We start from the raw sequence: 24,297 nt of genomic DNA, 5'->3' as shown, positions 1-24,297 counted from the left end.
CTTACGCCTCCTTCTTGGTCGAAGCAACAGAGCTGACAGCCACGGGCGCAGCACCGCCCGCGACATCAAAGCGAGCGACATCCGCGTTGCTCGCGCGGCCGGTCACGATGTCAAACGCCAACTCCTCGGCCTGCGCATGCGTCTTGCCCACGGCCTCGGCCGCAGCGACAATCGCCAGCACGCGCTCGTACTCGGTCGGAATGACCTTCACAAAGTGCTTGCTCATCGAGTCGAAGCTGTAGAGCAGCTTAATGCCGCGCGGGCTCTGCGTCGCGTCCACGTGCTCCTGGATAAGCGCGCGAATCTGCGCCAGCTCGACAGCCGTCGGGGCCTTGAGCTCCACGCTCTCGTGGTTCACACGGGCTTCGAGCGTGCCGTACTGGTCAAAGACATAGGCCACGCCACCCGTCATACCGGCGGCGAAGTTCTGCCCGACCTCGCCCAAGATGAGCGCCAGGCCGCCCGTCATGTACTCGCAGCCATGGTTGCCGCAGCCCTCGACCACCACAGTGGCACCGGAGTTACGCACGCCAAAGCGCTGGCCTGCCAGGCCGTTAATAAAGCCGCGGCCGCTCGTGGCGCCAAAGAACGCCACGTTGCCCACGATGATGTTCTCGTCGAACTTGTAGGTCGCATGCGGGTTGGGGCGCACCGACACCTCGCCGCCCGAAAGGCCCTTGCCAAAGTAGTCGTTGGCGTCGCCGCACACGTTGAGCGTAATGCCGCGCGGCAGAAAGGCGCCAAAGCTCTGACCGGCCGAACCATCGCAATCGATGGTGATGGAGCCGGCGGGCAGGCCCTCGGGATGCGCCTTGGTCACCGCATTGCCCAGGATGGTGCCCACGCAACGGTTGACGTTGGCGATATCGGCGCGGAACCGAATCGGACGCAGGTGCGCACGGGCATCGGCCGTATAGGGCACGAACAATGTGGAGTCGAGCGTCTTGTCGAGCTCGCTGTCCGCAGCCATCTGCGGCAGGAAGTGGCGACCGTCGGCGCCCGGGATATGGGCACCGAACTCGCAGGTCGCGCTCGCCAGCACGGGCGACAGATCAAGCAGGTTGGCCTTGCGGTTGCCCGGTACCTCGATCTGGCGCAGGCACTCGGGATGGCCGACCATCTCGTCGACGGTGCGGAAGCCCAGGCTCGCCATGACCTCACGCAGCTGCTCGGCAACAAAGAGCATAAAGTGCTCAACGTGCTCGGGCTTGCCGCGGAAGCCGCGACGCAGGCGACAGTTTTGCGTGGCGATGCCGGCCGGGCAGGTATCCTGCTGGCAGTCGCGCTGCATGAGGCAGCCCATGGAGATGAGCGGCATGGTCGCAAAGCCAAACTCCTCGGCGCCCAGCAGGCAGGCAACGGCAACATCGGTGCCGTCCATGAGCTTGCCGTCGGCCTCGAGCACCACGCGGGATCGCAGGCCGTTTTGCAGCAACGTCTGCTGAGCCTCGGCAAGGCCGAGCTCCAGCGGCAGGCCGGCGTGCCAAATGGAATCGCGCGCCGCGGCACCCGAGCCGCCATTGTGGCCGCTGATCAAGATCTTGTCGGCGGCACCCTTGGCCACACCGGTGGCGATGGTGCCGACGCCGGCCTCGCTGACCAGCTTGACCGACACGCGCGCACCGGGGTTGGCGTTCTTAAGATCAAAGATCAGCTCTGCCAGGTCCTCGATGGAGTAGATGTCGTGGTGCGGCGGAGGCGAGATCAGGCCGATGCCGGGCGTGGACTGACGGACCTCGGCAATCCAGGGGTAGACCTTCTTGCCGGGCAGGTGGCCACCCTCGCCGGGCTTGGCGCCCTGGGCCATCTTGATCTGAATCTCGAAGGCGCTGCACAGGTAGCGGCTCGTTACGCCAAAGCGCGCACTTGCCACCTGCTTGATGGCGGAGTTCTTGGAGTCACCGTTAGCCAGCGGGGTCTCGCGACGCGGATCCTCGCCGCCCTCGCCCGAGTTAGAGCGTCCGTGCAGGCGGTTCATGGCGATGGCCATGCACTCGTGCGCCTCTTTGCTGATAGAACCGTACGACATGGCACCGGTGTTAAAGCGGCGGACGATGTTGCGCGCGGGCTCCACCTCGTCGAGCGAAACCGGCGTGCGGCCGTTGGCATTAAAGTCGAGCAAGTCACGCAGACGCACGGCACGGCCGGTGCGGTGTAGGCGGGCGCTGTACTCCTTAAAGGTGTCGTAGCTGTCCTCACGACAGGCGGTCTGAAGCAAGTAGACAGTCTGCGGATCGATGAGGTGATCCTCGCCGCCGAGCGGGCGCCACTTGGTCAGACCCAGCGTGGGCAGCTGATCGGGAGCCGGGCTCTTAAGGATTGCGAGCGCGGCGTCGTAGCGCTCGTTTTGTTCGCGCTCAACATCCTCGACACCCATACCGCCCACACGGCTCACCGTGCCGGCGAAGTACGCGTTGACGAACTCCGGCGTAAAGCCCACGGCCTCGAAGATCTGCGCCGAATGGTAGCTCTGCACCGTGGAGATGCCCATCTTGGACATGATGGAAACGATGCCGGCGGTCGCAGCCTTATTGTAGTTGGCGATGCCCTGCTCGGCTGTCACGTCCAGATCGCCGTGCGCCGCCAAGTCGCGAATGCACGCATGCGCGTTGTACGGATAGATGCCGCTCGCGGAGTAGCCCACCAGCGCCGCAAAGTCGTGCGGAGACACGGCGTCGCCACACTCCACCACGATGTCGGCAAAGGTACGCACGCCGGCGCGGATCAGGTGGTTGTGCACGCAGCCCACGGCGAGCAGTGACGGCACGGGTACCTCGTCCGCTCCGGCGCGATCGCTCAACACCACGATGTTCACGCCGTCGCGCACCGCAGCCTCAACGTCCTCTGCAAGCTGCTTGAGCGCAGCCTGCAGCGCGCCCTCGCCGGCATCGCGGCGGTAAACGGCACGGAAACGGCGGGTCTTAAAGCCAACACGGTCAATCGCGCAAATGCGATCGAACTCCTCCTCGCTCAGCAGTGGGCGCTCCAGACGCACCAGTTGGCAGGCCGTACGAGAGTCCTCGAGCAGGTTGCCGTGGTTGCCCAGGTAGAGCGTGGTCGAGGTGACCATATGCTCGCGCAGGGCGTCGATCGGCGGGTTCGTGACCTGGGCGAACAGTTGATAGAAGTAATCAAAGAACGAGCGCGTCTTCTTGGACAGGCAGGCCAGCGGCGCATCGATACCCATCGAGGCGAGCGGGGCCTTGCCCTGCTGGGCCATGGGGCGCACGACCTCGTCAACATCATCCCAGTGGTAGCCGAGCTTGGCCATACGCACGGCGGCAGGCACCTCGGCATCCTCGGCGGGCGTTGCCGCGGCGGGCTTGTCGAGCGCGTCAACGGTCAGCGTCTCTTCGGCAATCCAATCGCGGTAGGGCTTTTCCTTGGCATAGCGGGCGCGCAGCTCGTCATTGTAGATCACACGGCCGCGGGCAAAATCGACCTCGAGCATCTGGCCCGGTCCCAAACAACCGCTTGTCAGGATATTCTCGGGGCGCACCTCGATGGTGCCCACCTCGCTTGCCAGCATAAAGCGGCCGTCGCGCGTCACGTAGTAGCGAGCCGGGCGCAGGCCGTTGCGGTCGAGGGCGGCACCCAGCGTACGGCCGTCGGTAAAGGCGATGGCCGCCGGGCCGTCCCAGGGCTCCATGAGCATGGACTGGTAGGCATCGTAGGCGCGACGCTCCTCGCTCAGGTTGTCGTTGTGGTCCCAAGGCTCGGGCAGCAACATGGACGCGGCACGCGTGAGCGGACGGCCGTTCATGACCAAAAACTCGAGCACATTATCCAGAATCGCGGAGTCGGAACCCTCACGGTTGATGATGGGCATCACACGCTCAAGATCATGCTGCAGCACGGGGCTGTACAGGTTAGGTTCGCGGGCGCGAATCCAGTTGACGTTGCCCTTGAGGGTGTTGATCTCGCCGTTGTGGATAATAAAGCGGTTGGGATGTGCGCGCTCCCAGCTAGGCGTGGTGTTGGTGGAGTAGCGCGAGTGGACGAGCGCCACGGCCGTCTTGACGGCGGCGTCGTTGAGATCGATAAAGAAGCGGCGCATCTGCGTGGCGACCAGCATGCCCTTGTACACGATGGTGCGCGAGCTCATGGAGCACACATAGAAGATCTTGTCGCGCAGGGCAAACTCGGCGTCGGCCTTCTTTTCGATGGTACGGCGGCACACGTACAGGCGACGCTCAAAGGCATCGCCGGCGGGCGTGTCGTCCGGACGGCCCAGGAAGGCCTGCAGGATGGTGGGCATGCAGGCGCGGGCCGTCTCGCCCAGATCGTGAGGGTCGACCGGCACCTCGCGCCAAAAGAGCAGCGGCACGCCGGCCTCGGCACAGCCTTCCTCAAACACGCGGCGGGCATCCTCTACGCCCTTGTCGTCTTGCGGGAAGAACAGCATGGCCACGCCATAGTCGCCCTCTGCTGGCAGAATCTGGCCGCACTTTTGAGCCTCTTTGCGGAAAAAGTGATGCGGAACCTGGAACAGGATGCCGGCGCCGTCGCCGGTATTCTTCTCGAGTCCCGTGCCACCGCGGTGCTCCAAGTTGACCAGAATGGACAGCGCATCGTCCAGAATCTGGTGGTGGCGCTCACCGTTGATATCGGCAAGCGCGCCGATGCCACATGCATCGTGGTCGAATTCGGGGCGATAAAGGCCCTGCTGCTGAGCGGAATCTGCCTGCATCGCGATCCTCCCCTAGATATATAGACAGTCAGTTGAATAGGCATACTAGAAGCATCGCCGGCCCATTGTGTTTCCCGCCCGTTTCGAAACAATTGCGTAACGCACGCCCTACGAGTGGACACCGCCGACCTCAAGGGCAACAACAAGGGCCCCAGGTTCGGCCTGTAAGCTCACCGCTTCAAACATCTCAGTCTGTAACAGGAAGACCCAATTTCGACGACTAACGGTTACAGATTGAGATGTTCTCGAGAGACGGTTCCGAATGTCTCAATCTGTAACACGAGGGGCCGGTTTTGGCGGTCAGCTGTTACGGATCGAGATTTTCCATAGGACCATTTCTTCCTGTCTCGATCTGTAACACCTAGGCCCAATTTCCATCCCTAGTTGTTACAGATCAAGACATTTCGGCAACCCCCTTTTACCATCACAACAATTTTGTTAGTCATGGTCAAATTTTGAGCCTAAAACGGGTATCCTTTGCGGCGTCAAACAAACGGCACGCAGGAGTGCACCATGATCGACCATCTCAAACATCACTTTGGCTCCCCGCGCACCGGCGGCCACGGCGGACTCGACATCGCACGGCATATCGGCCCCGGGCTGCTCGTGACCGTCGGCTTTATCGACCCGGGCAATTGGGCCTCCAATATGGCCGCCGGCTCGCAGTTTGGCTACGCGCTGCTGTGGATCGTCACGCTGTCCACGATCATGCTCATCATGCTGCAACACAACGCGGCTCACTTGGGCATCGCCACGGGCATGTGTCTTGCCGAGGCCACGACGCGCCACCTGCCCCGCCTCGTCGGGCGTGCGATACTCGGCAGTGCGTATCTAGCCACGGTCGCCACCGCCATGGCCGAAGTCCTGGGCGGTGCGATCGCACTTCAAATGCTCTTTGGCCTGCCCGTACGTGCCGGCTGCATCATCGTGGCGGCGGCATCGATTGCCATGCTCATGACAAGCTCCTACAAACGCGCCGAACGCTGGATCATCGCCTTCGTGGGCGTGGTGGGACTTTCGTTTTTAGCCGAGCTTCTGCTGGTCAAGGTCGACTGGCCGCAAGCCGCCACAAGCTGGATCACACCCAGTATGCCCACCGGCTCAGTCGCGATTATCGTAAGTGTCCTAGGCGCGGTCGTTATGCCCCACAACCTCTTCCTGCACTCCGAGGTCATCCAATCCATGCACTTCGAAGGCCAAGGCGAGCAGGTTATCGAAGAACGCCTGCACTACGAGCTCTTCGACACGCTCTTTTCGATGGGTGTGGGCTGGGCAATCAACTCGGCCATGGTCATCCTAGCCGCAACGACCTTCTTTGCGCACGGCATTGTCGTAGACGACCTCGCTGTCGCAGCGGCCACGCTCTCCCCCATTCTGGGCCCGGCAAGCTCGACCATCTTTGCGGTGGCACTGCTGTTTGCGGGCATATCGAGTAGCGTGACGGCGGGCATGGCGGCGGGCACCATCACCGCGGGCATATTCGACGAGGAATACGACATCCACGACCGACATTCCTCGATCGGAGTGGCGGCCTGTTTCGTCGGCGCAGTAGCGGCGTGCCTGATCGTCCCGAATCCTTTTGAGGGTCTCATTTGGAGTCAGGCACTGTTGTCGCTTCAGCTGCCGATTACGGTCTTTGTGCTCATACGACTCACCAGCTCGCCCCGCGTCATGGGCAAATACGCCAACTCGCGCCCGCTCAACGCGTTGCTCGTAGGGATCGGTGTCATCGTGACGATTCTCGACATCGTGCTGCTAACGGGAATGTAATGGGATGGCGTGACTGTCCAGATATAACATCTCAATCTGTAACACGTGAGGCCGTTTTGAGCCCTTAGATGTTACAGATTGAGATTTTCTGAGAGATAGTTTCAGTTTGTCTCGATCTGTAACAAGTGGACCCAATTTCCGCGCCCAGATGTTACAGATCGAGATATTTCTTCAGCCCCAACCTTTTGTCTCGATCTGTAACAAGTAGAGGGGGTTTACGTGCCTAAATGTTATAGATTGAGATTTTGAGAATGATGGTTTTGGTTTGTCTCGTTCTGTAACAGGAAGACCCGTTTTGAGCCGCTAGATGTTGCAGGTTAAGACAAAAGGTCGGCCGGACTCACAACAGACAGGATCGGCTAATAGCAGCCGTGATCCCTTGGGGACGGAGGAAAAGGGCCCCGGCCGAGAATTCGACCGGGGCCCTTGGACAGAGCTATATGTTGCTGCAAGTCGTGTGTCTACGAGCTACTCCTCGACGAGCTCAAACTGATCGGGACCGACGCCACACACCGGGCACACGTAATCCTCGGGCAGTTCGGGCGTGTCGACCTCTACCTCGTAACCGCAAACGGTGCACACGAACTTGTACGTCTTCTTTTCCTCGGCCATGATGTTCTCCTCTCGAACGTGGCTGCTGATGTACTTTGCTTAATTAGTATATATTCTTAATAATATAATGCAAGCGGTTTTACCGCATTTCTACCCTTGGTACGAAGACGCCTTGGGCGGCGTCTTGCCCTTCAGGACCTTATGGTAGTAATCGTAGGTGAGCGGCGTCTCGTCGCTCAGGCGCTCGGCATCCTCGACCTCACCGATAAACAGTAGATGCGTGCCCACATCCACTGTGTCGATCAAACGGCAGCTAAACAAGGCCGCCGCATGCTCGGGAACATAGGGCATGCCCAGTGCGGTCTCGCGCGTCTCGTACTTGGCAAATTTGTCATAGTTGCTGCTGGTACGGAATCCAAAGTTACCAATGTAGGGCATATCGGCCGTCTGATCGATCACGGTCAGCGCAAAGGCCTTGGCAGACGAGATAACACTAGACGTGACATTTTCCTTGTTCACGGCAACCGAAATGCGCGGCGGCGTGGACGTCACCTGCACCGCGGTGTTGATAATACAGCCGGCGCGCGATCCATCTGCCGCGGCACTCACCACATACAGCCCGCACGGCATCGTAAAGAACGCAGCTTTATCCAAAACGATCACTCCCCTAACTCGGAATTGAGCCTTGCAGACGTATATACCCACAATGAGACATATGTGTCAGAACGGTAAGAAAAATGAGCCACACGCAGTTGCGGTGAAAAAGTCCCTGTTTAAGCCTGGATACCCAACAAACAGGAACTATTCCACCGCAACTTGCGAGGAGCAGACCGGGAGTACGACAACAGTAATGGATGAACATCCCCGCCCGCCCGGATATCAACCCTTAGCGATTACGCTCCTTAAGCGCGCGATCGATTTCGCGCTGAACGTCACGTTTGGCCATGTCCTCGCGTTTGTCGTAGAGCTTTTTGCCACGGCCCAGGCCCAACAGCAGCTTAACGCGACCATCGGCATTAAAGTAGAGCTCGAGCGGCACCAGTGCATAGCCGCGGTTGCGTAGTTTGCCGTCAAGAAAATCAATCTCCTTGCGATGCAGCAGCAGACGGCGCCGGCGATCGGGATCACGGTTCCACACGCCACCGTGACTATAGGGATGGATGTGCAAACCCACCAGCCAGCACTCGCCGCCGCGAATCAGCGCAAAAGTATCGGTAATCTGACAGGCGCGCTCGCGAATCGACTTGACCTCGGTACCGCTCAGCTCAATGCCGCATTCGAATGTCTCGTCGATAAAGTATTCGTGATGCGCCGAACGATTCTTGGAGATGAGCTTGCGCTCGCGCTTACTGGGCATCGCCGGCCTCCTCGGCGTCATCGGCTTTCCCGCTCGCGGCCTCGCGTTTGGCCTTGCGCTCGGCGTTGAGCTCGGCATCGCTTTCGCGCACCAGCTTAATGATCGCCGCGCATGCCTCCTCGCCCACCAGGTCGCGGGCACGGACCGTCAGGCGCGTAGCCTCCTGCTTGTCACCGTCGCTCGCAGCGTCGGTCGCACACATAATCAGACAAATGGCAATCTCGGCCGAAGGCGAGGTCGGTACGCCCTGTAACGCCAGCTCGCCCATCACATGCTCATCACTCTCGTCGGCGGCATCCGGATAGGTGGCATGGATCTTGCTGAGCAAGCGCGTCGTATGTGAATCGCCAGGGGCCAAGCGCAGCGCCAGACGTGCGCAACCCACGGCCGCCGAGACGTTCTCGGTCTCGGGCTCCAAAAAGTACTGGCCCAAGTTGGCGTAGGCGCGGGCGGCGCACCTGCCGTCACTCGCACGCTCCAGCACCGAAAACGAAAGCGAAGCCCACTCCTGCTTGTCCTCGAGCGCACGGAACAGCTCGGCCAGATCCAGTCGGTAGTTGCAGTTCATGGGGTCCCAGCGCACGGCCTGCATCAAGGCATTGCGGGCGCTCACATAATCCTGCTGACGGATGTAGGCAAACGCCATGTCGGAGTACAGGCGGTCAAACGGCACCTCGACCTGCACCAGCTCGCGTGGATCCTTTTCCACGCGGCGGTAGGCCAGGCGCTCAAACTTGCTATCGAAGCTAAAGTACTGGCGGTTCTCCTCCGTTTTGCACTCGGCATCGATATACTCCTCGGCGAGCTCCACCAAACGCTCCAGCAGCGGCGTCGCCGTGGCCAGGTCTCCCTGCGCCAGGTAATTCTCGGCATACGTAATGTCTTGTAGGCTGATGGGCAGGTCCATGGCAACTCCTCGGTCCAGGTGAAACGCGGCTCATTCCACACATACGGTGTATACACAAAACCCGGGTCTCTTGCGAGGCCCGGGCATTCAATTTGTGGTAGCCCGTACCAGATTCGAACTGGTGATCTCCGCCTTGAGAGGGCGGCGTCCTAAACCGCTAGACGAACGGGCCATATGTAGCAAATGCAATGGCTGGGATGGAGGGAGTCGAACCCCCATTGACGGAACCAGAATCCGCTGTCCTGCCATTAGACGACATCCCAATGATTGCATCGCTGCGCTCGGCTGTGCCTTTGCGCAAGAAAGAAATATACGGGAAGTCTCGCCGTGACGCAAGCCCCAATTTTGACTTTTTTAAAATTCGGTCAAATTGGCCTAATTTCGTCCAACCCGTGAAGGACCTGTGATGCCGACCGCTGTACACGAAGGGCAAAACGCCGCGAGCGGTAGCCCTCAACCGTTGGCAGATACTAACGCGAAAACGATAGCACCAGGCAACACAATCGAAGTATCTTTTGATCATGCGGACGTCATGGCATGCGGCGCTCCCCAACCTCAAGCGCATCCAGGCAAGCCTCGTCGAGCTGTCCGGCATGCCGACCGTCATATCCGAGAAGAACCTGGAGCGGCGGCAGCGCGAGCGCCTGCAGCGGCAACGAATTCCGTTTATCTGCCCCGGCATTCAGGCATACCTGCCCTTTATGGACGAAGAGTACTGGAGCGACACGCCCGACAAGCACGTAAAGATCTACGACCCACATGAATGGGCGCAGCTGAAGGACTGACTGGGGCAGGCCCGCCCTGGAGTAGGCCCGCCGGCAGAAAGCGCATCCCAGATTTCAAGCTCAAACTGGTCCCCACTTTCCCGTCGAGCCCTCAACCGGAAACCGTGTCCCAGAATCAGCGCTCGAAACGGGATGTCATTTCCGATAGAGCCCTCAACCGGAAAGCACATCCCAGAATCAGCACTCAAAATGGGACGCACTTTCCGAAGCCGCTACAGCAACGCCTCGGTCCAAGCCGCTTCCCTAAAGCCGGGGATCGCAAAGTCGTCGCCCACCAGCAGCGGGCGCTTAACCAGCATGCCGTCAGTCGCGAGTAGCTCAAAGCACTCCTGGTCCGTCATACCCGCATCCAGGCGCGCTTTCAGACCAAGCTCTCGATATTTCATGCCCGACGAGTTAAAGAAGCGTCGCACCGGCAGCCCCGAACGAGCAATCCAGGTCGCAAGTTCCTCAGCCGAAGGATTGTCTGTAACAATATCGCGATCGACGTACTCAACCCCATGCTCGTCCAACCAGGCCTTGGCCTTTTTACACGTCGAGCATTTGGGGTATTCAACAAACAGCACTGCCATGGGGATTCCCTTCTTAGAGAAGACAAGTGTCTGGCAAACAGCGCATCGATGGCCATCTGCGACCGATGCCGATATTGTAACCAGCGCCGACGTACAGGCGGTCGCGATTTTCCATCTTGAGGTTAGCGCCTCTCATGGGCGCCAATGGGACAGGTCGCGCGCTGAACCAGCGCGGCGGCCAACAGCACCAACAGCATGGCGACAACGTAACCCGCGGCATCGAAGCCCAGGTCGATCATGTCGAAATGACGACCAGGAACAAAGATCTTGTGCACTTGGTCACCGACAGAGCAGACGGCGCAAAAGAGCAGAGCGAGTACGTACCGGAATCGCGCGCATGGCAGGCACTCGCCCAGGCATGCCACTGTCGCCGAAGCAAACAGTCCTACAAAGAAGAACTCAACGGTATGTGCGACGCGACGAATGTTGGCACCCATCCACAGACGAACGGGCGCAAGCGGGTCGGGATGAACAGTGGCAGTCGTTGAATCCGTGCCCTCGACGGCATCCCCCGCCTGGAACTCCTGCGTGGCGTCGGGTCGCACGTCCGCGGCCCGTCCTTCCACCGCACGCGCGGTGGACTCGCTGAGCGACGACGTCTGCTCCACGTTTTGCTCCGTCAGCATCCAAATACTTGCCAGCGTCACGACCAGCAGGACAATCGAAATCCATCCGACTATGTGCTTCGCACGCGCCAAGGGCTAACCTCCGTCATTTTTTGAGCAGCAGCGAGTGTACCCCCAAATGCAGTTGTCGCCGTAGCGAAATCCAAAATGTTCGAATCGGGGCGCCAAAGGACCGTGGCGCCCCTACTCCATCTCGCGCATCCAGCGATCGAACGTCCCCACGCACACGCCTAGCCGCTTTGCCGCCTGACTCCGCGTGATATCACCCGCCTCGTAGGCATCGCGTACCAGCTCGAATTGCGGGGGACAGGGCTTGCGGGGCCGGCCAAAGCGCACGCCGCGCGCTCGCGCCGCCGCAATGCCCTCGGCTTGGCGCCGGTGGATGTTCTCGCGCTCCACCTGCGCCACATAGCTCAGCAGCTGCAAAACAATATCGGCAATCAACGTACTCGTCACGTCCGACCCACCACAGTCTCTGGCGCGCGTGTCGAGCAATGGCATGTCCAGCACCACGATGGCGGCGCCGAGCTCTTTGGTTATGCACCGCCATTCCTCGAGGATCTCGCTGTAGTTACGGCCCAGCCGATCAATGGAAAGTACCACCAGCACATCGCCGGAATCCAACGCGCACAGCAGCTCGCGATATCGCGGTCGATCGAAGTCCTTGCCACTCGCATGGTCGGCAAAGATATTCGCCGGTTCCACGCCATAGGCGCCCAGCGCATCCAGCTGCCGATTCAGATTTTGATCACGCGAGCTCACCCGCGCATACCCGTACACCGTTGTCATCTCATCCCCGCTCTCTCGTAAACCTCCCAAAAAGGGACAGGTTTATTTTGGTAGGTTTTATCTCCCCTATAGCAGGCGGAAGACGCAAGCGCGCGAGCGGCAAGAGGATTGAACCGCCACAAAAAAGGCAGCCCCAAAAGACCGCCCCGTTCTCTATCAATCACCAAATTCCGGCTAATGAATAAGCCTGAAATCCAAGTGCCCGCGCGTGGTATTGACGCGCGAGACCTCGATGATCACGCGTTGCCCCAACTCAAAACGGCGCCCCGTGTCGGCACCCGTCAACGTGAGCGCGTCCTCGTCAAACTCGAACCACTCGCTTCCCAAACTCTTAATCGAGACCAAGCCCTCGACCTGTGTCAGGTCGAGGCGCACAAAGAGGCCCATGCTGCTGACCCACGAAATGGTTCCGGCATAGCGCTCGCCCAGACGATCCTCGTAATACTGGGCAATCTTGATCTTTTGCGTCGCATGGCTGGCGGCGTCGGCCGCACGCTCGGCATCGCTGCATGCACGGCAAATCTGCGGCAAGATGCGCGGCAGCGACTCGCGACCCTTGCCAATCAGCCGCGGCGTGCGCGCCAAGGCATCCTTGCCGCCCAGCTGCTCATACGCCAGTTGCAATTTGAGCACGCGATGGACAACAAGGTCCGGATAGCGTCGGATAGGGCTCGTAAAGTGGCAGTAGCACGGCGCGGCGAGCGCAAAGTGGCCCTCGTTGCGCGGCTTGTACAGCGCGCGCTGCATACTGCGCAATAGCAACGTGTTGACAAGCGGGGCATTTGCCGTGCCAGCGGCAGCGTCAACTGCCGCCTGCAGCTCATCGGGACTTCCCAGGGCAATGCCGGCCGCGCGGCGATCGTCGATGATACCCAGCTGCGCCAGCGTCACAGCGGCCCCGTGCAAGCTGTCGGGGCTGGGATCCTCATGCACGCGATAGCATGCCTCAATATCGCGGTCTGCCAGCCACTCGGCAACGCACTCGTTGGCAAGCAGCATAGCTTCCTCGATGAGCGACGTGGCACACGAGCGCTCGCGGGCCACGATCTGCACGGGAATGCCATCCTCGTCCAGCAAAGCGCGAATCTCCGCCGTGTCAAAGTCGACCGAGCCGCGCGCACGGCGAATGCGACGGCGTCGCTCGGCAAGCTCGTTGGCAGCAACTAGGAAATCGCTCAGATCCACGTCGTAGTCGCGGGCAGTCTCTTCGCAAGTCAAACCGCGCTCAAGCGCCTCCTCGCGCGACGCCTCGGCTGCAGCAACATCCTCGGCAGCACCTTCCAACACGGAGTACTCCACCGCACCGGCACGCACCAGCAATGCCTCGGCACCGTCATAGTCCATACGCACGCGCGAGCGAATCACGCTGGGATACGGATCGTAGTGGCGGACGTGCCCCTGCGCATCGAGCTCGATGTCGACGGTAAACGCCAGGCGATCCTCGTCGGGGCGCAAGGAACACAGGTCATTCGACAGGCGCTCGGGCAACATGGGGAGCACGCGATCGGCAAGGTACACCGACGTCGTGCGATGGCGAGCCTCTAGGTCGATGTGTCCGTCCCAGGCCACATAATGCGATACATCGGCGATATGGACACCCAGCTTGTAGCCGCCCTGCGGCGTGCGCTCCAACGAGATGGCGTCGTCAAAGTCGCGCGCGTCGACCGGATCGATCGTGATGATAAAACGGTCGCGCAGATCGCGGCGAAGTGGGTCCTTAAGAGCTGTCGCCACGTCGAGCGATAGCTCCTCGGCCTCGGCAAGGGCGGTCTCGGGATAAGTATCGGTATAGCCGTAACGAGCCATGACATATTGAACGCCCAAGTCGGGCGCATCGTCGCCGCCAATGCGGCGCTCAAGAGTCACGGTGCCCGATTCCAAGCGTGTCGGATAGCTCAAAATGCGTGCGACGACTGCATCGCCCGGATGCACGCCCAAACGCTCCGCCGAAGTATCCTCGGGCAAAATAAAGAAATCGGCCTTGAGACGCGAATCAAGCGGCTCGATCACACCGAGCGGGCCTGCCGTCTGATACGTGCCCACCACGCTTATGGCCGCGCGCTCGACAACGCCCTCGATCACGGCACGGCGATCGCCGCGCGGTCCGGTCTTAATGCTCACGGCCACGATGTCGCCGTCCATAATCTCGCGCTTGCCGCGACCCATAACCTTATAGTCGCCATTATCGGTGACAACATAGGCGCTGTGCTCATGGAGCTGCACACGGCCCGTCAGGCTGGGACGCCGCTCGCTACGCACCGGCGCGCGCTTGTTGCGAGCGCTACGCTTATGTTTGTTATTGCGCCCCATGGCGCCTCCTTACTATCTGTTGCGGGGCCCGCAGGCGCAACCGCATCATGTCAAAACACCGTGCAGGCCTAAACCGCACGCATCAAAGAGTCTACCCAATCAACAACAGGGCACGCACCTCGCGTCATGATCCCTATGTGACGGAGAAAATCGAATTATCGAGACAAGCCGAACTGCCGGTGAGCCCTTTTCCTCCGTCGCACGGGAATCAAAAAACGGGCCGCCCCAGAGCGGGACGGCCCGTTAGCAAAACTAATTCCAGCTGTGTCTACACGCGCAGGTAGCGACGCATGGCAATGGCGGAACCAAAGAGACCGATGATCACGCCGACCAGGATCAGTGCGGCATACGTCACCAGGTAGTATTGCATCGGCAGCGCAAACGACATCCAGCCAATGCTCTCCTGAAGACGCGGAACCAACAGGTTGCGAAGCAGCTCCAAAACACCGATGGAAAGCAGCGAGCCCAAAACGGCCTGCAGCACGCCCTCGGTGATAAACGGACCGCGAATAAAGCCATTGCTGGCGCCCACCAGGCGCATGATAGCAATCTCGCGGCGGCGAGCCGTAATCGACAGGCGAATCGTGTTGTTGATAAAGATGAACGCGATAAACGTCAGCAAACCAACAAGCACAACGGCAGCGATGCGGATGTAGTTCGTCACCTGGAACAGGCGGCTCACTTCCTCCTGACCGTACAGAACGCTCGCATCAACGTCACCGTCATCCGCGATCTTCTGGAAATCGGAGTTCTTCTTGAGCTTCTTGGCCGTGCTCTCGACCTGGGACGGATCGTCCATCTCGATCGCGAACGAAGCAGGCAGCGGATTCTGGCCGTCAAGTGCGCTCAGAGTGGCGTCGGCGTTACCCGACATCTTGCTCGTGTACTCGGCCAGCGCGTCGTCCTTGTCCTTATAGGTCACGGACTTAACGTTGTTCCACGTCTTGAGCTCACTCTCGAAAGCCTGGACGTCGGCCTGGTCGGCGTCATCGCTAATAAACGCGTTGATAACAACCTGGTCCTCAACGGTGCCGATCACGGAGTTCAGCATCGCGGAACCCATGATGAACAGGCCGATGATAAACAGCGAAAGGAAAATCGTGATGACGGCGCCGAGCGAGGTGGTCCAGTTACGGAAGAAGTGGCTCATTGCCTCTTTGAGCGAATAGCCCACGTTAGTTGGTGCCATAGTTGCCGTAACCTCCCCTCTCCTGGTCGCGGATTACGTGGCCGCCCTCGAGGGCGATCACGCGACGATGCATACTATCGACCATCTCGCGATCGTGGGTAGCCACGATCACGGTCGTGCCGGTGCGGTTAATGCGCTCGAGCAGCTTCATGATGCCGAGCGAAATTGCCGGGTCGAGGTTGCCCGTTGGCTCGTCGCAAATCAGCAGCGGCGGACGGTTGACCATGGCGCGGGCGACGGCCACGCGCTGTTGCTCGCCGCCGGAAAGCTGATCGGGCAGCGAGTCCATCTGATCGGCCAAACCGACCAGACGCAGTACCTCGGGCACCTGGCTGCGAATGACGCCCTTGGGCTTGCCTATGCACTGCAGGGCAAACGCCACGTTTTCATAGGCGGTCTTTTGCGGCAGAAGCTTAAAGTCCTGGAACACGGCGCCAATCTGGCGGCGCAGGAAGGGAACCTTGCGGTTCTTGATTTTCATGAGATCCTGACCGGCGACCAAAATGCGACCGCTCGTAGGCCTGACATCACGGTTGAGCGTGGAAAGCAGCGTGGTCTTACCCGATCCGGAATGACCGACCAAGAAGACGAACTCACCCGGATAGATCTCGATGTTGATGTCGTCGAGTGCGGGCTTGTTGGGCTGTGCCGGGTAGATCTTGGTGACATGCTCCATCAGAATGACGGGCTCGACACCGGCCTGCTTGGCCATCTTCTTGCGACTTGCCTGCGGATCGATAGGCGCGAACACCGACGTAAAATCGGGGTTGTTGAGCGCATTGTCAAGACTTGCGACCTCGGCAGCCTGATCATTCTCGACTATGGGCGCAGCGGGCTGCATAGGATCGGGAATGCCGGCAAAGAGGCCGGACTGCGCCGGCTGCGGCGCGGGCGTAGCAGGAACCATGGGATCGGGAATGCCCGCCATGGTCGGCTGAGGCTCGGCTGACGTCTGAGGCTGGTTCACGCGAGCAGTCACCTTTTGGACGGGCTCAAAGCCCGCAGCGGCAGAAAGCTCGACATCGCTGGTGGGATTGTAGGCAAAGGGATCGGATGCCGGCCGTGCCTGATCTGCCGGCTGTGCGGGGGCCTGAGCAATATGCTGGCCCTCTGAATCCGGAGTGGCGAAACGTGTGCCCGGGACACCTTGCCGTGTCTTGGGGGCCTCATCGCCCGCACCGGAGGTACGGAAGTGGTTACCCACTGGTGCTCCTTATCATCGTGCGTTTAAACTACATGAGCGCTTTGTATTTTAGCAGCATTAGCTTCGCTGCACATAAGAAGCATGGCAAGGTTTTGGTCTCACCGGCCGCGCACAGGGCTACCTCCCAAATCGTCCTCGGACATGTCGGAGTCCCCGCTGTGCGCTTCGCGCTGCGGGGACTCCTCCGTCCTGCGGAATGATTTGGGAGGTAGCCCTGTGCGCGGCCTGCGGCTACTAAGGAGTCGCCGCGTTTTTCTTGGGGTGCCGCATATACAAAGTTGGGAGGGCTGAGTTGCACTTTGCTGGTCTGGGCCCGCTTCCCGGAGGAAGCCCTTGCTTGGTGCGGGCCCGATTTGTTTGTTGCCCACAAAAAACAGGGGCGCCCTCTTTGGGTGCGCCCCTGTTGTGGCTTGCATACGGTTGCTAAAGCGATACTTTGCCTCGTCTTGCCCTAGGCCAAGAACTCCTTGGTGGTTGCCACGATGTTGGCGGCATCCAGGCCGTACTTGTGCAGGAGCTCGGCGCCCGGGCCGGACTCGCCAAAGGTGTCGTTGACGCCAATCTTCTTGAGCGGCGTCGGGCACTGCTCGCAGAGCACGTCGGCAACGGCGCTGCCCAGGCCACCGATCACGGAGTGTTCCTCGACGGTCACGACGTGGCCGGTCTTGGCGGCGCTCTTGACGATCAGATCGGCGTCGATGGGCTTAATGGTGTGCATGTTGATGACCTCGGCGTCGATGCCCTCGGCAGCGAGCTGCTCGGCAGCCTCGAGAGCCTCGCCAACCATCAGGCCGCAGGCGATGATGGTCACATCGGCGCCCTCACGCATGACGATGCCGCGGCCCGGCTCGAACTTGTAGGTCTCGGGGTCGTTGATGACCGGCGAGGCCAAACGGGCAAAGCGCATGTACACGGGGCCGTCGCACTCGTAGGCGGCGCGGACCACGGCGCGGGCCTCCACGTCGTCGGCCGGGACAATCACGGTCATGCCAGGGATAACACGCATAAGGGCGATATCCTCGCAGCACTGGTGCGTGGCACCGTCCTCGCCCACCGAAATACCGGCGTGCGTGGCGCCGATCTTGACGTTGAGGTGCGGATAGCCGATGGAGTTACGGACCTGCTCAAAAGCGCGGCCGGCGGCAAACATGGCAAAGGTGCTCGCAAAGGCAGTACGACCGGTGGTCGCGATACCGGCGGCGACACCCATCAGGTTGCTCTCGGCAATGCCCACATCGAAGAAGCGGTCGGGGCAGGCGGCCTTAAACTTACCGGTCTGCGTGGCGGCAGCCAGGTCGGCGTCGAGGACCACAAAGTCGTCGTGCTCGGCAGCGAGCTCAACGAGGGCCTCGCCGTAGCTTACACGCGTGGCGATTTTCTTGACGTCTGCCATCCTAGAGCTCCTCTCCGGCGGCCGTGAGCTCTGCCATGGCCTGCTCAAACTGTTCATCGTTGGGGGCCTTGCCGTGCCAACCAACCTGGTTCTCCATAAAGGAAACGCCCTTGCCCTTCATGGTCTCGGCGATAATGGCGGTAGGCTGACCCTTGGTGGCGCGAGCCTCGGCAAAGGCGGCGCGAATCTGACCGAAGTCGTTGCCGTCGGCGAGCTCCACCACGTGGAACTTAAAGGCGCGGAACTTGTCGGCGAGCGGCATGGGATCGTTGACCTCCTCGACGGGACCGTCAATCTGCAGACCGTTGTGGTCAACGATCACACAGAGGTTGTCGAGCTGCTGATTGCCGGCAAACATGGCGGCCTCCCAGACCTGGCCCTCCTCGCTCTCGCCGTCGCCCAGCAGGGCGTACGTGCGGTAAGTATCGCCCCAGTGCTTGGCGGCGACGGCCATGCCCACGGCGGCGGAGATGCCCTGGCCCAGCGAGCCGGTGGACATGTCGACGCCCGGGGTGTCGTTCATGTTGGGGTGGCCCTGCAGGTGGCTGCCGATATGGCGCAGCGTCTCGAGGTCCTCCTTGGGGAAGAATCCGCGCTCGGCGAGCACGGCGTACAGACCCGGAGCGCAATGGCCCTTGGAGAGCACAAAGCGGTCGCGGTCGGCCTTGCGAGGATCGGCCGGGTCGACATTCATTTCCTCAAAGTACAGATAAGTCATGATGTCGGCAGAGCCGAGCGAACCGCCCGGATGGCCGGACTTGGCAGCGTGCACGCCGGTGACGATGCCCTTCCTTACCTCGTTGGCAACTTTTTTGAGCTCTTCGTCGCTCATTGTGCCTTCCTTTCATCCTCTTTAGACAAGATGCGCACGGCGCAGAAGGTAATCCCAACCCAGCCGCAATGCACGTGCGCCATTCATTATGCTGGAAACTGAAGGCTTTACCAGAGTTTTTATCATTATTTGAATAATTTAGCTGGCAGACCCGCTGATGAATCGGTTTATCAATGTGAACGTCTTTTGGATGGAGCGCAGTCTGCCCTACGCGTTAATGTCCTTGAACCCCTCACCGAAGGCTTCCGTAACGTCGGCGACCGTCACGATAGCTTGAGGATCGCGCTCGCGCACGATGGTCTTGAGTGTATTGAGCTCGCGGCGGCTAACGATCACCATAATCACCGGCTTCTCAGCGCCCGAATACATGCCGGTCGCCTTAAATTTAGTGCAGCCGCGACCCAGGCCATACATGATATCGGCCGCGATATCGGGGAAATTCTCCGAGATGATGAGCACCATACGGCGCTTGTTGCCGCCATCGACCACAGCGTCGATCACATAGCCGCTAATTACCATCGAAAGCCCTGCATACAGCGCGTTCTCTAGAGAGAAGACGGGGGCCGATGCCGCGCATACGGCGACATCGATCGCCATGACGGTCGAACCCACCGGCAGCGAGGTATTACGTGAGATAATCTGGCCGATGGTGTCGGAGCCGCCGGTGTTGGCGCCGGCGCGTAACACCATGCCGTAACCAATGCCCGTGATAATGCCGCCCCACATAGCGGGAAGCATCAGGTCTGCATCTGCCAGAGGCGCTACAAACGGGGCAAACAGGTCGGTAAAGAAGCCCAGTAGCACAAAGCCTGTCGCCGTCTGTACCACATAGAACATGCCGCCCTCGCGCATGACGACCAGCAACAGCAAGGCATTCATCACGATGGTTTGGATACCGACGGGCAGCGACACGCCCCGCGCGGCACCGACCGCCTGGATAATAGTCGCAAGGCCCGTAACGCCACCGGCGGCAAGACCGTTGGGAATCAAAAACAGGTCGGTCGCGATGGCCGCCAAAGCGCACCCAAGCATGATCTGGGGTAGATCGCGGAAGAAGTTCATTGAAAGAATGCGCTTGATATCCAGACGATATGCCATGCTACCTCCCTCAAAAAAGCGCACCCCCTTGGGTGCGCTTTGAACTTCTTACCGTATTTGATTCTACCGATTCGCCGAGGAAAAACCACCCCGCGGCGGGTTTGCTCTGGATATAAAACCGCCTGTCCAGAGTTTAGTGTCGGTCCGTGACTCACCCGGGGCTTAAGCGGACGGAGACTCCGCATCAGCATTGCCGGTAGCCCAGCGATGGTAGCCGATCACAAACGGATCCAAGTCGCCATCGTCGAGAACGGCGTCGACGTTGCTGGTCTCCACGCCCGAGCGCAGGTCCTTGACCATCTGATACGGATAGAGCACGTAGCTGCGGATCTGGTTGCCAAAGCCAATCGTGGTCTTGGGACCGCGGATCTCGTCGAGCGCCTCGGCGCGCTTCTCGAGCTCAATCTCGTACAGACGGGCCTTGAGAATCTGCATACACGCGGCCTTGTTCTGAATCTGGCTGCGCTCATTTTGGCAGGTCACTACAATGCCGCTGGGAAAATGCGTCACGCGCACGGCGGAGTCGGTGGTGTTGACGCCCTGGCCGCCCGGGCCGCTTGCGTGGTACACGTCGACGCGGATATCGTCGGGGTTGATCTCGATATCGATATCGTCGGGCAGCACCGGAATGACCTCGACGCCGGCAAACGTAGTCTGTCGACGCTTCTTGTCATCGGTGGGGCTAATGCGCACCAAACGGTGAACGCCGGCCTCGGCACGAAGCATACCGAAGGCATCCTTGCCCTCAACGGTAAAGGTCGCGCGATCAATGCCAATGACCTCGGCAGCGGGGCAATCGTTGATGGTGACCTTCCAGCCGCGGCGTTGGCAGTACTTCATGTACATCTTAAAGAGCATGAAGGTCCAGTCCTGCGCCTCCAAGCCGCCCTGTCCGGGCTTGATGGTCACAATCGCGTCACCGTGATCGAACTCGCCGGTAAACCAGCTCGAAAGTTCGAGCTCATCGATGGCGCGAGCCAGACGATCAGCCGTGGCGGCAGCCTCCTCACGCAGTGCAGCGGCATCGGGGTCATCGCCCATTTCCTCGGCAAGTTCCAGCGCCGCGCGGGCATCGGAGAGCTCGCCGCGCGCGGTATCCACGGCGGCGATATCCTCCTTGGCGCGCGCAATCTCTTCCATCGTGGCGCGAGCGGCATCGGCGTCGTCCCAAAAGCCGGGAGCGACGCTCTTGGCCTCAAGCTCGGTCACGTGGGTGCGCTTCTCGTCCAAATGAAGATACGACTCGACCTCGCCGAGCCGGTCCGCAAACTTGTCCAGCTCGGCGGGCGTTACCTCTAAAGCCTCGGCCATTAACGATTCCTGCCGTGGCAGTACTTGAACTTCTTGCCGCTGCCGCAAGGGCACGGTTCGTTGCGACCCACGTTGACATACGGGTCGTCGCTCTCGGACTTGCGGTAGGTGGTCACCTTAGCGCCGTTGTTGACAGCTGCCGGTCCGCCCTGGACGGCCGTGCGAGCCTGTGCCCGTGCCTCCTTGCGCAGGACCGAGTTGCCGTTGTCGCCATCGACGTCGGCGGGGCCGGAGAAGCGCGCACCCTCGAGCGCGGGGTCCTCCTTGTGCTCGACGGCACGCGGGGCGGCCTTAATCTCGATGCGCAGGACGGTGCGCAGGTAATCCTCGTACATGGTGTCAACGAGCATCTGGAAGGCACCATAGGCCTCGGTCTTGTACTCGACCAGCGGGTCGCGCTGACCAAAGCCGCGCAGTCCGATACCGGTCTTGAGATAGTCCATCTCCTGCAGGTAGTTCATCCAGCGGGTATCGATGACGCGCAACATAACCTGAGTATTGAGCTCGCGCATGAGGTCCTCGCCCAGGCGCTCGGCCTTCATGTTGTAGCACTTCTCGACGTAGGCCAGGACATCGGCAGCAAGGGCCTCGTAATCCTCGTCGGGGAACTTGGGCGTATCGATATGGCCGGTCAGCTCCACGACCCACTTGCGCAGGCCATCGAGGTCGCGCTCGCCGTCGTGGCTGTCCTTAGTGCAAAACTCCTGCACGCAGCGGTACACGGTGTCGTGCATGACCTCGGTGATGTGGTCGGTCAGGTCCTTACCGTCCAGAATCTTGTTGCGCTCGGCGTAGATAACCTGGCGCTGTTTGTTCATCACGTCGTCGTACTCAAGAACGCTCTTGCGCATGGAGAAGTTGATGCTCTCGACCTTGTGCTGGGCGCTCTCGACGGCCTTGGAGATGATCTTGTGCTGGATGGGCATGTCGTCGCCCATTTCTGCCGTGACCATCATCTTGGAGACGCGGTCCATCTTGTCGCCACCGAACAGGCGCATCAGATCGTCCTCGAGCGACAGGTAGAACTGGGTCTCGCCCGGATCGCCCTGACGACCGGAGCGGCCGCGCAGCTGGTTGTCGATACGACGGGACTCATGGCGCTCGGTACCGATGACGGTCAGGCCGCCGGCGGCAAGCACGCGCTCGCGCTCGGCCTTGCAGGTCTCCTTGGCCTCGGCGTTAAACTGCTCGAGCTGCTCGGGCGTCACGTCCTCCATGGTCAGGCCCTCGTACTCAAGGCGCTCGCGCACCAGCTCGTCGGGGTTGCCGCCCAGCAGGATGTCGGTACCACGACCGGCCATGTTAGTAGCGATGGTCACGGCGCCGTAGCGTCCGGCCTGGGCAACGATATGAGCCTCGCGCTCGTGGTGCTTTGCGTTGAGGACCTCGTGCGCGATGCCGCGCTTGGTAAGGGCGGCCGACAGCTTCTCGGAGCTTTCGATGGAGACGGTGCCCACCAGGACCGGCTGGCCCTTGGCGTGACGTCGCTCGACGTCGTCGGCAACGGCGTTGTACTTGGCCTGGATGGTGCGGTACACCAGGTCCTCGTGATCGACACGCTGCACGGGCTTGTTGGAGGGGATGACCTCGACGGGCAGCTTGTAGATCTCGCGGAACTCGGCGTCCTCGGTAAGCGCCGTACCGGTCATGCCGGAGAGCTTGTCATACAGACGGAAGTAGTTCTGCAGGGTGATGGTGGCAAGGGTCTGGTTTTCCTCGCGCACGAGCACGCCCTCTTTGGCCTCGATAGCCTGGTGCAGGCCCTCGGAGTAGCGACGGCCCTCCATGATGCGGCCGGTGAACTCATCGACAATCTTGACCTCGCCGTTGGTAACGACGTACTGCTTGTCGCGGTGGAACATGTATTGGGCCTTCAACGCCTGCTGCAGGTGGTTGACCAGCTGGCCCGAAAGGTCGGCGTAGATGTCCTCGATACCCAGGCGGCGCTCGATCTTCTTGAGGCCGCGCTCGGTGGCGGCAATGGTGTGCTTGGCCTCGTCCATGACGTAGTCGCCCGTGGGCTCCACGTCCTCGGTAGCGGTGAGCATATCGTGCGACACGTCCTCGCCGCGCTCCAGCCCGCGCACAGCGCGCGCGAAGTCCTTGTAGGTGCTGGCCGACTTGGTGCCGGCGCCCGAGATGATCAGCGGGGTCCTGGCCTCGTCGATCAGGATGGAGTCGACCTCGTCGACGATAGCGTAGCTGTGGCCGCGCTGGACGCGCTGCTCGGGGCGGGTGACCATGTTGTCGCGCAGGTAGTCAAAGCCAAACTCGGAGTTGGTGCCGTAGGTGACATCGGCCTGGTAGGCCGGGCGCTTAAGCTCGAGCGGCATGTTGTTCTGCAGCAGGCCGACGGTCATGCCCAAATACTTGTAGATGCGGCCCATCCACTCGGAGTCGCGCTTTGCCAGGTAGTCGTTGACGGTAACGACATGCACGCCCTTGCCGGCGATGGCGTTAAGATAGCCGGCCAGGGTGGAGACGAGCGTCTTGCCTTCGCCGGTCTTCATCTCGGCGATATGACCCTCGTGCAGCGCCATGGCGCCGATGAGCTGTACGTCAAAGTGACGCATGCCCGTGATGCGCTTTGAAGCCTCGCGCACGGTGGCAAAGGCCTCGGGGAGCATGTCGTCAAGCGACTCGCCGTTAGCATAACGCTCGCGGAACTTATCGGTCTGGCCGCGAAGCTCCTCCTCGGTCATCTTCTCAAACTGAGGCTCAAGCCCGTTGATCTGGTCAACGATCTTGTAGTAGCGCTTAAGGTCCTTATCGGATCCAAAGGACAGCAGCTTTGACATGAATCCCATGTGGTTTTCCTTTTTTGGCCATCGCCCGTAGCGCACTGCACTGGGCGAGTTAAACACAGATAGTTGTACTTTAGCCAAACGGGACGCACGCTATACGCTCGACCT

18 protein-coding genes and 2 tRNA genes are annotated in these 24,297 nt (G+C 60.6%); 2 read left to right on the top strand and 18 right to left on the bottom strand.

Annotated features, from left to right (window positions below):
* Nucleotide 1: 1 nt before the first annotated feature.
* Nucleotides 2-4,690, bottom strand: coding sequence for a glutamate synthase large subunit (gene gltB / locus ACTQ05_RS03490; RefSeq protein WP_441537946.1), 4,689 nt, complete (start codon nt 4,688-4,690; stop codon nt 2-4).
* 513 nt (nt 4,691-5,203) lie between these two features.
* On the opposite strand from gltB, the gene ACTQ05_RS03485 reads away from it, so the two are divergent.
* Nucleotides 5,204-6,460, top strand: a complete 1,257-nt coding sequence (locus ACTQ05_RS03485; protein ID WP_441537944.1) for an Nramp family divalent metal transporter — start codon at nt 5,204-5,206, stop codon at nt 6,458-6,460.
* Nucleotides 6,461-6,928: 468 nt separating this feature from the next.
* On the opposite strand, the gene ACTQ05_RS03480 is transcribed toward ACTQ05_RS03485, so the two are convergent.
* The 6 genes from ACTQ05_RS03480 to ACTQ05_RS03455 all read right to left on the bottom strand — a co-directional run bounded on the left by ACTQ05_RS03480 (nt 6,929) and on the right by ACTQ05_RS03455 (nt 9,539).
* Nucleotides 6,929-7,072 (bottom strand): rubredoxin-like domain-containing protein, encoded by a 144-nt coding sequence (locus tag ACTQ05_RS03480; RefSeq protein ID WP_035137395.1) that lies wholly within the window; start codon nt 7,070-7,072, stop codon nt 6,929-6,931.
* 90 nt (nt 7,073-7,162) lie between these two features.
* Nucleotides 7,163-7,666 carry a flavin reductase family protein gene (locus ACTQ05_RS03475; RefSeq protein WP_441048313.1) on the bottom strand — a complete coding sequence of 168 codons (504 nt, stop codon included), beginning with the start codon at nt 7,664-7,666 and terminating at the stop codon, nt 7,163-7,165.
* A gap of 232 nt (nt 7,667-7,898) precedes the next feature.
* Entirely contained in the window at nt 7,899-8,369 is a 471-nt protein-coding gene (smpB, locus tag ACTQ05_RS03470) for an SsrA-binding protein SmpB (RefSeq protein WP_196025254.1), read from the bottom strand.
* Nucleotides 8,359-9,276: a hypothetical protein gene (locus ACTQ05_RS03465; RefSeq protein WP_154515983.1), complete on the bottom strand. Its 918-nt coding sequence runs from the start codon at nt 9,274-9,276 to the stop codon at nt 8,359-8,361. The genes smpB and ACTQ05_RS03465 overlap by 11 nt, the downstream gene beginning before the upstream one ends.
* A gap of 95 nt (nt 9,277-9,371) precedes the next feature.
* A tRNA-Glu gene (locus ACTQ05_RS03460) sits at nt 9,372-9,448 on the bottom strand.
* Nucleotides 9,449-9,465: 17 nt separating this feature from the next.
* Nucleotides 9,466-9,539: transfer RNA gene (locus ACTQ05_RS03455), tRNA-Gln, on the bottom strand.
* Nucleotides 9,540-9,797: 258 nt separating this feature from the next.
* On the opposite strand from ACTQ05_RS03455, the gene ACTQ05_RS03450 reads away from it, so the two are divergent.
* Complete coding sequence (locus ACTQ05_RS03450; protein ID WP_441537941.1) at nt 9,798-10,061, top strand: hypothetical protein; 264 nt, start codon at nt 9,798-9,800, stop codon at nt 10,059-10,061.
* A 212-nt stretch (nt 10,062-10,273) separates the two neighbouring features.
* Here the strand turns inward: ACTQ05_RS03450 and ACTQ05_RS03445 are convergent, their stop codons facing one another.
* The 11 genes from ACTQ05_RS03445 to secA all read right to left on the bottom strand — a co-directional run bounded on the left by ACTQ05_RS03445 (nt 10,274) and on the right by secA (nt 24,192).
* Entirely contained in the window at nt 10,274-10,708 is a 435-nt protein-coding gene (locus tag ACTQ05_RS03445; protein ID WP_441537960.1) for an arsenate reductase family protein, read from the bottom strand.
* Nucleotides 10,709-10,755: 47 nt separating this feature from the next.
* On the bottom strand, nt 10,756-11,331 hold the full coding sequence (locus tag ACTQ05_RS03440; protein WP_441537940.1) for a VanZ family protein: 576 nt from the start codon (nt 11,329-11,331) through the stop codon (nt 10,756-10,758).
* Nucleotides 11,332-11,442: 111 nt separating this feature from the next.
* A complete protein-coding gene (locus ACTQ05_RS03435) occupies nt 11,443-12,048 on the bottom strand; it encodes a recombinase family protein (protein ID WP_427717749.1) in 606 nt (201 codons plus the stop codon).
* 174 nt (nt 12,049-12,222) lie between these two features.
* Nucleotides 12,223-14,358: a ribonuclease R family protein gene (locus ACTQ05_RS03430; RefSeq protein WP_441537939.1), complete on the bottom strand. Its 2,136-nt coding sequence runs from the start codon at nt 14,356-14,358 to the stop codon at nt 12,223-12,225.
* Between the two features lie 268 nt (nt 14,359-14,626).
* Nucleotides 14,627-15,547, bottom strand: a complete 921-nt coding sequence (gene ftsX, locus ACTQ05_RS03425; RefSeq protein WP_154515997.1) for a permease-like cell division protein FtsX — start codon at nt 15,545-15,547, stop codon at nt 14,627-14,629.
* Nucleotides 15,534-16,751, bottom strand: coding sequence for a cell division ATP-binding protein FtsE (ftsE, locus tag ACTQ05_RS03420; protein WP_441048318.1), 1,218 nt, complete (start codon nt 16,749-16,751; stop codon nt 15,534-15,536). Before ftsE ends, ftsX begins: the two co-directional genes overlap by 14 nt.
* Before the next feature lie 451 nt (nt 16,752-17,202).
* Complete coding sequence (locus ACTQ05_RS03415) at nt 17,203-18,144, bottom strand: transketolase family protein (RefSeq protein ID WP_441014998.1); 942 nt, start codon at nt 18,142-18,144, stop codon at nt 17,203-17,205.
* Nucleotide 18,145: 1 nt separating this feature from the next.
* Nucleotides 18,146-18,976 carry a transketolase gene (locus ACTQ05_RS03410; protein WP_154516003.1) on the bottom strand — a complete coding sequence of 277 codons (831 nt, stop codon included), beginning with the start codon at nt 18,974-18,976 and terminating at the stop codon, nt 18,146-18,148.
* 207 nt (nt 18,977-19,183) lie between these two features.
* Nucleotides 19,184-20,074, bottom strand: coding sequence for a YitT family protein (locus ACTQ05_RS03405; RefSeq protein ID WP_441048319.1), 891 nt, complete (start codon nt 20,072-20,074; stop codon nt 19,184-19,186).
* 162 nt (nt 20,075-20,236) lie between these two features.
* Complete coding sequence (prfB, locus tag ACTQ05_RS03400; RefSeq protein ID WP_441042315.1) at nt 20,237-21,385, bottom strand: peptide chain release factor 2; 1,149 nt, start codon at nt 21,383-21,385, stop codon at nt 20,237-20,239.
* Nucleotides 21,385-24,192 (bottom strand): preprotein translocase subunit SecA, encoded by a 2,808-nt coding sequence (gene secA / locus ACTQ05_RS03395; RefSeq protein WP_441537938.1) that lies wholly within the window; start codon nt 24,190-24,192, stop codon nt 21,385-21,387. Before secA ends, prfB begins: the two co-directional genes overlap by 1 nt.
* Between the last annotated feature and the right edge of the window lie 105 nt (nt 24,193-24,297).

This window comes from Collinsella sp. LCP21S3_A9, from assembly GCF_052118785.1.
Classification (GTDB): domain Bacteria; phylum Actinomycetota; class Coriobacteriia; order Coriobacteriales; family Coriobacteriaceae; genus Collinsella.
This window is presented reverse-complemented; position numbering and strand designations above follow the sequence as displayed.